The organism is Sphingopyxis sp. L1A2A (assembly GCF_005502465.1).
Classification (GTDB): Bacteria; Pseudomonadota; Alphaproteobacteria; order Sphingomonadales; family Sphingomonadaceae; genus Sphingopyxis.
In genome coordinates this window covers 1-8,896 of record NZ_SCOT01000059.1, presented here as the reverse complement: position 1 = coordinate 8,896, position 8,896 = coordinate 1, and the positions used below count along the sequence as shown (strand labels likewise).

The 8,896-nt window shown below is 63.7% G+C and carries 6 protein-coding genes and 1 pseudogene; 5 read left to right on the top strand and 2 right to left on the bottom strand.

Annotation, left to right across the window (positions count from 1 at the left end):
• Positions 1 to 344: pseudogene (locus FFS68_RS17515) on the bottom strand (phosphotransferase family protein); the annotation flags it as partial.
• Positions 345 to 1,106: 762 nt separating this feature from the next.
• On the opposite strand from FFS68_RS17515, the gene FFS68_RS17510 reads away from it, so the two are divergent.
• The gene (locus FFS68_RS17510; protein ID WP_137754484.1) at positions 1,107 to 2,273 is read left to right on the top strand and encodes an acyl-CoA dehydrogenase family protein; all 1,167 of its coding nucleotides are present in this window, start codon (positions 1,107 to 1,109) and stop codon (positions 2,271 to 2,273) included.
• Positions 2,274 to 2,718: 445 nt separating this feature from the next.
• On the opposite strand, the gene FFS68_RS17505 is transcribed toward FFS68_RS17510, so the two are convergent.
• Positions 2,719 to 2,916 (bottom strand): hypothetical protein, encoded by a 198-nt coding sequence (locus tag FFS68_RS17505; protein ID WP_137754483.1) that lies wholly within the window; start codon positions 2,914 to 2,916, stop codon positions 2,719 to 2,721.
• Positions 2,917 to 3,086: 170 nt separating this feature from the next.
• On the opposite strand from FFS68_RS17505, the gene FFS68_RS17500 reads away from it, so the two are divergent.
• The 4 genes from FFS68_RS17500 to FFS68_RS17485 all read left to right on the top strand — a co-directional run bounded on the left by FFS68_RS17500 (position 3,087) and on the right by FFS68_RS17485 (position 8,850).
• Positions 3,087 to 4,076 carry a tetratricopeptide repeat protein gene (locus FFS68_RS17500; RefSeq protein WP_171003947.1) on the top strand — a complete coding sequence of 330 codons (990 nt, stop codon included), beginning with the start codon at positions 3,087 to 3,089 and terminating at the stop codon, positions 4,074 to 4,076.
• Positions 4,077 to 4,249: 173 nt separating this feature from the next.
• Complete coding sequence (locus tag FFS68_RS17495) at positions 4,250 to 4,588, top strand: hypothetical protein (RefSeq protein WP_137754481.1); 339 nt, start codon at positions 4,250 to 4,252, stop codon at positions 4,586 to 4,588.
• A gap of 258 nt (positions 4,589 to 4,846) precedes the next feature.
• Positions 4,847 to 5,506 carry a hypothetical protein gene (locus FFS68_RS17490; RefSeq protein ID WP_249340226.1) on the top strand — a complete coding sequence of 220 codons (660 nt, stop codon included), beginning with the start codon at positions 4,847 to 4,849 and terminating at the stop codon, positions 5,504 to 5,506.
• A gap of 131 nt (positions 5,507 to 5,637) precedes the next feature.
• Entirely contained in the window at positions 5,638 to 8,850 is a 3,213-nt protein-coding gene (locus FFS68_RS17485; RefSeq protein WP_137754479.1) for an autotransporter outer membrane beta-barrel domain-containing protein, read from the top strand.
• Positions 8,851 to 8,896: the final 46 nt, after the last annotated feature.

The following is an 8,896-nucleotide window of genomic DNA, read 5'->3' as shown; positions in this document are numbered from 1 at the left end:
GGGTTGGCGAGTATCTTCGCCGGGTTCACTTCGGCGATCACCCGCCGCATCACATAGCCGGTGCCCATGCCGTCGCCGTCGGCCAGCACCCCGACGACCTCGGGCGCCTTCACCCCCGCGCCATGCGCCGCGATCACCAGCGCCGCCTCGTCGGCATGACCATAGGGCCGCCCCGCCATATAATCGGCTGACGGCGCGCGGCGCAGCACATAGGCGCCGCCCGCCCAATCAAACGCCCAGCTTTCCATATTGGCCCCGCCCGACAGGCGCGCCAGACCGGTCAATTCACCGGGGCCAGCAATGCGGGTCATCAAGCCGGCGAGTAAGTCGGTAAGTGCGGTCATATCGTCTGAGGAGCATCATTTAGCTGATGGCTTGCGCACATTCGCCGCATTTTCGACCCTTGCCCTCAATCAATTACTTAGTATACTAATTATATAGATTAAATGCCGCGAGGCAAGTGACGAGATCCGCGGCTATTCCAGTGAGGGTTTTTTACTGGACCAAGATTGTTCAACCATGTCAGCATCCGGTGCGTCCAAATTTTGGAACGAATGGCACAAGCTGGCTCACGATGTTCGAACTTCGATTGCCGGTCGGACGGCCGTTTCCTGAGCAGGTCGATCTCGATCCGAATGACACAAATGAGGAGCGTTGCTGACGCGCTGATCCGACATCGACGAATGGCAGGTTTCAGGCAGCGCTCTCGCGGCCGACTACGACTTAGATGAGGCGCGTTTCAGACCGACTGCTATTCGGCTCGATCCGGCCGATTGCGGTCGGACGGCTTTTGGCGCCATTCCGAAGCAAGCTTCCATTAACAACGGCCGGTAACCGGCAGCACCGCCGTAGCGATCCAAAATCAGCAAACTCTCCGCCCACAATTGCGATGGGCAATTTGCGCAAAATGGCAGCCAAAGGTGGCTACTGTTGCCATGACGAGAATAAGCCACGAGATCGCCAAGGTCTGGTTGGCGAACGATCCGCTTACCGCTCGTTTTCAAGGATCGACGCGCATAATCGAATCGAATAGGCGGTAAGAACGCCGGACACCGTCCCATTGCGACCGTGTCGCGGGGCAGAAGCAGACAATCGGAGAGACCAGAATGACCGTTACCGCCCGCGCCCGCGAAATCGGCGACCGTGTCGAAGCGTTCGTCCGCGACGTCATCGTCGCCTATGAACCCGATCCGCGGTGCCGCAGCCATGGTCCATCCGAAGACTTGGTCGTCGAAATGCGCCACAAAGCGCAAGCTGCAGGCGTGCTGACACCGCATATCCTGCCCGGCGGCAGCCATTTGAGTCATGCGGAAACAGCCTATGTCCTAACGCGCTCAGGCCTGTCACCGCTCGGTCCGCTCGCCGTAAACACCGCCGCGCCCGACGAGGGCAATATGTACCTGCTCGGCAAGATGGGATCTTCTGAACAGAAAGCGCATTTCCTTGCACCTATGATCGACGGCACCGCCCGCTCGGCCTTCTTCATGACCGAACCGGCCGCCGAAGGCGGCGCCGGATCCGACCCCTCGATGATGCAGACGACGTGCCGACAGGATGGCAATCATTGGGTCATCAACGGCCGCAAGGCCTTCATCACGGGCGCCGAGGGCGCCAAGGTCGGCATCGTCATGGCTAAGGCTGATGAAGGTGCCTGCATGTTCCTCGTCGACCTGCCCCACCCCGCCATCCGCATCGATCGCGTCCTAGACACCATTGACAGCTCAATGCCTGGCGGCCATGCCGAAATCACCATCGACAATCTGCGCGTGCCCGCCGACCAGATGCTCGGCAATCCCGGTGAGGGCTTCAAATATGCGCAGGTCCGCCTGGCCCCCGCGCGCTTGACTCATTGTATGCGCTGGCTCGGTTGCTGCATCCGCGCCAACGAGATCGCCACCGACTATGCCAATCGCCGCCACGCGTTCGGCAAGCCACTCGTCGATCATGAGGGCGTCGGCTTCATGCTCGCCGAAAATCTCATCGACCTGAAACAGGCCGAACTTATGATCGACTGGTGCGCCGGCGTGCTCGACACCGGATCACTTGGCACGGTCGAAAGCTCCATGACGAAGGTTGCCGTGTCCGAAGCGTTGATGCGGATCGCCGATCGTTGCGTCCAGGTGATGGGTGGCACCGGCGTCACCCGCGACACGATCGTCGAGCAAACTTTCCGCGAAATTCGCGCCTTCCGCATCTACGACGGTCCAACCGAGGTCCATAAATGGAGCCTCGCCAAAAAGATCAAGCGCGACTGGAAAGACGCCCAATCCTAAGCGAGAACGAGAACGCCGGGATAGCCGCTAACTCGACGCGGCGGCGCTGGCGGGGCCTTTCTGCCTCCTTGCAGCGGATGTAGATGGCGCACGAGCTTGTCGCGCCTGATACGCCGGGATGGCGGTCACGACGCTACGGGCGGCGCGACGCGTCGAGGGAACACCCAGCCGCGGAGGCTTATACAAATGGCAGCTTTGCGGGTTGAAACTCGATCAGCCAAACGGCCGACATGAGGCGCAAAGCTGCCAGTTGCGACGCGAGCGGGTTGTGGGTGATTTTGTGACGTTAAGCGTTGCCGTCTATTGTCGTTCGTTGTGGTCTATTGAGCAGCTGATCATGCACGGACGCAGCCAAGTACCTGAAAACACTACACAATAAACCACGACAGAACGGCCTCTTAATCAGCGGGTCCTAGGTTCGAGCCCTAGTGCGTCCACCATTTTTCTAAACGATTTTCTCGGCTCTGGGCGTCGACTCTTGATCGTAGTTGGGCGTCCGGTTGGGCGCGCTGGCTTCGAGTTTTCGGATCGCAGACCGCGCTAAATTGTCATCGAGCAGCAAATAGTGCGCGTTCAAAATCTCGTTGACGTCCGTCAGTGAGTGACCGCTGATCGATGCGATTTCATTGGCAGCGACCGACATAGATGCTGCGAGCACAAAAGAAGTCGGATCATTTTTTACCTCCTGACCCGCGTCATGGCTTCGCGGGATGTATGAAGGTCGTGGGCGTAACCACCTTTCAGGCCCATTTGAACGCCGCAAAGATACTGGTCCCGCATCGTCGCGCCATAAGCGGAGGCCAAATTGAGCAGATGACGCTTGCCGAACCAGAAGGATTGGCTGCCGAGAAGATCGCCGCTGAACGTTTCGCGGCGGGTCGAGAGAACTGCGCTCCGCACCGTCCCCAGGCCGGGCTGTTTGCCGCCGCCGCGCTTGTGGTTGCGATCAGCCTGCCTTTCGCGTGGCAGTCGCCGGTGCCGCTGGCCCCCGCAGCCGACGAAGCGATTGCGCCCGGCACAAAGGATGAAGCGCCGCCCGTCACAGCGATCGCCGCCGCGCCAAATGCGGTTAGGGCTGTCACGCCGCCCGCCGCCGCACCGGACACCCCCGACTTCGCCCCGTCGTCGCCTCGATCGGTCGATACCGCGACGGCAGCCAAGTCGATGGAGATCGCCCAGGCGGCGCCCGCCGCGCCGCCACCGCCCATGATGCGCGCTGATGATGCCGCACCCATCGTCGTTCAGGGGCGTGCCCTGTCACAAACCCTGCAAGAAACGCCGGTCGCCGTGTCGGTCGTCTCGTCCGAAGAATATTCCAGCCGCAGCGAAGGATCGATCGTCGTCACCGGCGCGCGCACCGCGCGGAGCAAGCCCGTGCGGCGCGGCGATTGGAACGCCTGCACGGTGAACGATCCGAACCGGGCTCTGTCGCAATGCCGCAAGCTCGCCGACAAGGCGGCAAAAGCCGTCCGGAGCCAGGCCGACGCCCATCTATCCGAGGGTCTGAAATTGGCATGGTCCGGCGATCTGGACCAGGCAATCGCGGCGTTCGGCGCGGCGCTTGCCATCGCGCCGGACCTTTCGGCCGCTTATCTCAACCGTGGGCTCGCTTATGACCGGCAAGGCGACGGTGCGGCCGCGATGGCCGATCTTGACCGCGCAATAGGATTGTCGCCCAAGTCGGCGCGCGCCTATTACAACCGCAGCGTCCTGTTGCGAAAATATGGCGATCCCAAACGCGCCGGCGCCGACGAACAACAGGCGATCAATCTGGACCCAAGGTATCAGGCGATCCTGCGTTAAGGAAAAGCGGACCGTCGCGCAGCAAGCGCGATTGACCGGCGCAATCAGCAGATCGTTATCTGCGGTCGGCAGCGAGGCTCCTTGGCACCGCGCGAGCTGAAGATGCTCATGTGGTAATGCTGGTCGCAACCGGATAGGGGGACGGCGCACATCGGCGCAATTCAGGTAGACATATGGCTCGCAGACACTCGAAACAGGATCCCTATGGACATTTGCATCGCGAGGAGCAGGCTCCCGCCGCGATCATATCCTGCTGGCTGTGTGGACGCCCCACTGGCGAAACCATTGTCTGGCACCACCCGGTGCCCAAAAGTCGGGGCGGCCGAGATGTTGTTCCCATGCACGGCATTTGCCAGCAAACGCTGATCGCCAATTTTACAAATTCCGAGCTGCAGCGCCACGGGATGGATGTCGAAAGCCTGCTGGCCCACCCCAGCGTGCGCAAATTCGTCGATTGGGTGGCGAACAAGGATCCCGATTTCACGGCGACCATAGCCAAAAAACAACGCTGATTGGCCGGTCGAAGCGAAACGGCAGCCACCGGCGACCATTTCGCTGATCGGGCGGCGCTCACCCTTGTCAAAGGTCCAGCGCCTCACTATCCCCCGCGCAGATAGCCCCGGCACCTTGACCAGCGGACGCCGCCACCAAAGATTGCTCAGCTGACCCCTGTTCCAGCCACTCCCCATGTCGAACCGCTCAGCATCGGGCCGGGGCGACGCGCGCTTGCCATCAGCCTGGCGGTTCTGATCCCGGCGCTGCTGTTGCTCATGCTGCTCTCGTTTGGTGCCGAAACGCCGTCCGATTACCGGGAGGCGCGCGTCAGCGTGGTGAGCCTCGAGGCCAGCGAGATTTCGCAAGAAACGCCCGAACCGAGCAGTGCCGAGCGCCAACAGACCGAAGAACAGCCGGTGTCACCGCAGCCGGCACCCGACGAACCGGCGCCGCCAGCACCGGCCCAACCGCTGCCCCCGCCGCCCGCCACGCCGATCATGACGGCGCCAGCCGAACGGCCCCCGCCACCGGCGACTCCCCGGATCGCGACGCGCCCACCCGGCGCACAGGTTTATGGGCCGCCCAACACCGGTGGCTCATCATCATCCCGCGATACGGAGCGGGTGGGAACGGCGCCGAATGGCGAACCACTCTATGCCGCAGCCTGGTATCGCGAGCCGAGAGATGACGAGCTTCGCGGTTATTTGTCCACCGCCAGCGGGCCTGGCTGGGGGTTGATCGCTTGCCGCACCGCGCCGGATTACCGGGTCGAGGACTGCGTCGGGCTGGACGAGTATCCGAACGGATCACAGATCAACCGCGCCGTGCTCGCCGCCGCCTGGGCGTTCCAGGTGCGCCCGCCGCGCCTGGGTGGGCGCCCCCTGGTGGGGGCCTGGGTCAGGATCAGGATCGATTACGGCGTCAGGCGGCGTTAGGGTCTGGCAAGGATCGAAGCCCGCAGTGCCTTTGCCCGCGCTGCACCTTTCTTCCAAGGTTACAGAGCGCGGGCTCCGTCTTGTGATTGTTGCCGGGATGCCATCCCGGCCCCGATCACAAGAGGAACCCGATGCGCAACACTTTGCTGGCCACCACCTGCCTGGCCGCCCTGCTTTCGACGACTGCCCAGGCGGAAACGACGATCACCACCGCGACCACGGCACCGGTGCGGACCTCGACGATCAAGTCGGGCGCACCCGATGATATCAAGATCACCTCGACGGGTTCGGTGAAACCGACCAGCGGCACCGCAGTTACCATCGACAGCAATCATCGCGTCATCAACGAAGGCACGATCGAGATCAGCAATGCCAATGGCGCGCGCGGCATCGTCGCCAACGCCGGGACGGTCGGATCGATCACCAATGCCGCGACCGGCAAGATCATCATCGACGAACCCTATGCGCCGACCGACATCGACAATGACGGCGACATCGACGGCGCCTTTGCACTGGGCAGCAACCGCGTCGGCATCGCCACCCTCGGCGCCTTCACCGGCAATATCGTCAACAGCGGATCGATCGCGATCGAGGGCAATGATTCGGCGGGCATCCGTCTGGGCGGGCCGTTGACCGGCAATTTCACGACCGACGGCACAATTTCGGTGCTCGGCGACCGCGCGCTCGGCGTCGGGTTGCAGGACGTCACCGGCAATGTTCGCCTGGCCGGGACGATCACCGCCATCGGCCTCGATGCAACGGCCGCGCGGCTGGCGGGCAACATCACCGGGGCGCTGGTGGTTCAGGGCAATCTGACCGCCACCGGATATCGTTTTACCGCCCCGCCCGCCGATCCGTCGAAACTCGACGCCGACGATCTACTGCTTGGCGGCCCGGCGCTGTCGGTCGAGGGCAATGTGACCGGCGGCATCATCCTGGCGGTCCCGCCCAAGGATGCGAGCACAACTGACAATGATGAGGACAAGGACGGCATCCCCGACGACAAGGAAGGCAGCGCTATTGTGCGCTCTTTCGGGTCGGCAGCGGCGGTTCGGATCGGGTCGGCCACACAAAGCGTGACGATCGGTCCGGTCGCCGGGACCGGCACCGGGCTGGGGCTGATCATCGACGGCGCCGTGCTCGGTAACGGGCTTTATGCCGGCAAGGACGGCAACGGGATGCAGATCGGCGGCCTGGGCGGCGCCGTGACGATCGCGGGCGGGATCGGCATTGGCGCCACCGGCAGCGTGACCGCGCTGTCGAAGGATGTCGCCGCGACGGCCATTCGCATCGGCAGCGGGGCGACGACCCCCGAATTGCGCAACGCGGGCAAGGTCGAAGCCACGACCACCGGCAATGTCGCAGGATCGGTTGCGACCGCGGTGCTGGTCCAGGCGGGCGGTGACGTTTCGCTGATCCGCAACAGCGGCACGATCGCGGCCAAAACCGGCGGCGATAATGGCACCGCGCGCGGCATCATCGACCTGTCGGGCAATGTCGATGTCATCGAAAACAGCGGCACGATCAGCGCCACCGGAGCGCTTGCCACGTCGGACCGCAATGTCGCGATCGACCTGTCGGCGCATGCCACCGGCGCAACCGTCAGGCAAACCGCCGTCGCGTCAGGGATCGCCGCGCCCAGCATCGTCGGCGACGTCCGCTTTGGCGGTGGCAACGATATTTTCGACATCGCCGACGGATCGGTGAAGGGGAACAGTTTTTTCGGCGCGGGCAATAATCGCCTCGCGCTGTCGGGTGACGCCTCTTATGCGGGCAACGCGCGCTTCGGGGCGGGCAATGACAGCATGACGCTGGCGGGTACGGCGAAGTTCACTGGCGCTGCCGACTTCGGCGGCGGCGCCGATACGCTGAGCATCGGTGGCACGTCGATCTTTTCGGGCTCGTTGGCCAATGCCCAGGGGCTGGCGGTATCGGTCGGCGGCGGCACCTTCGACGTGTCCGGCGCCGCGCGGATTGCGTCGCTGGCGGTCACCGACAAGGGAACGCTCGGCGTCCTGCTCGACACCGGCAGCACCGGCACCGCGTTGCAGGTCACCGGCAGCGCGAGCTTTGGCGCCGAATCCAAACTGGCGCTGCGGCTGTCGAGCATCGAACAGGCCGAGGGGCGACATGTCGTGCTGACCGCGGGCACACTGACCGGCGCGAGCAACCTGACCGCGTCGCAGACGCTGCTGCCGTTCCTGTACAAGGGCACGCTGACCTCGAACGCGACCCAGTTGATCGTCGATGTGTCGCGCAAGAGCACGACCGAGCTGGGGCTCAACCGTTCCGAAGCAGGCGCGTTCGACGCGGTGCTCGACGCGGTGATTGCCGACCAGAAGATCGAGGACGTCTTTCTGGGCATCACCAGCGGCGAACAATTCCGCGGCCAGCTGGGCCAGATGCTGCCCGAGCATGAGGGCGGCGTGTTCGAGACCGTCACCTCGGGCTCGCGCGCGCTGTCGCGCCACCTGCAGGATCCCAATGCGCCGTTCCAGGACGAAGGCAAATGGGGCTATTGGGTCAACCAGGCGGTGTGGGGCACGTCGAAAAGCGTCGGCGATACTGCAAGCTATGACGTCAGCGGCTGGGGCATCGGGCTGGGCGCCGAAATCAAGAGCGACATCGGCAACTTCGGTGGCTCGATCGCGTTTCTCAGCGGCAAGGACGGCAACGGCAGCAACGCCAATGAAGTCGCCACCAGCCAGTTTGAAGGCGCGCTGCACTGGCGCTTGCGCTCGGACGGCTTCATGGCCAACGCCCGCGTCTCGGGCGCCCCGATCAGTCTGAAGGGCACCCGCATCTTCAGCGCCGAGGCAGGCGCCGAGGACATCGAAAAGACGATGAAGGGCAAATGGGACGGCACCCTGTGGTCGGCATCGGGGTCGCTCGCTTATGATGCCGAAGCGGGCGGGATCACGATCCGGCCGATGGTCGCGGTCGATTATTTCAAGCTGACCGAGAAGGGCTATCAGGAAACCGGGGGCGGCAACGCGCTCGACCTGAAGGTGCTGGGCCGCGACAGCGACGAGCTAGCGGTGTCGGGCACCGTTGCGCTCGGCATGGATTTCGGCGGCCTCGACCAATATGATGGCTGGACGCGCTTCGAAATCGAAGGCGGCCGCCGCCAGATTGTGGGCGGCACCCTGGGTTCGACCACCGCGTCGTTCAAGGACGGCACGCCGTTCACCCTTACCCCTGATGATCGCACGAGCGGCTGGGTCGGCCGTCTCCGTGGCATCGCTGGCAATTCGGCCTTTCAGGTCGCCGGCGAAATGTCCGCGGAGGAACAGCAAAACCATATTGGTTGGGCGTTCCGTGCGAGTCTGCGGGTCGGCCTCTAGCCCCCCGGCCGGCCCCGCGTGCAAGGGGGAGGCACCCTCCCTACCC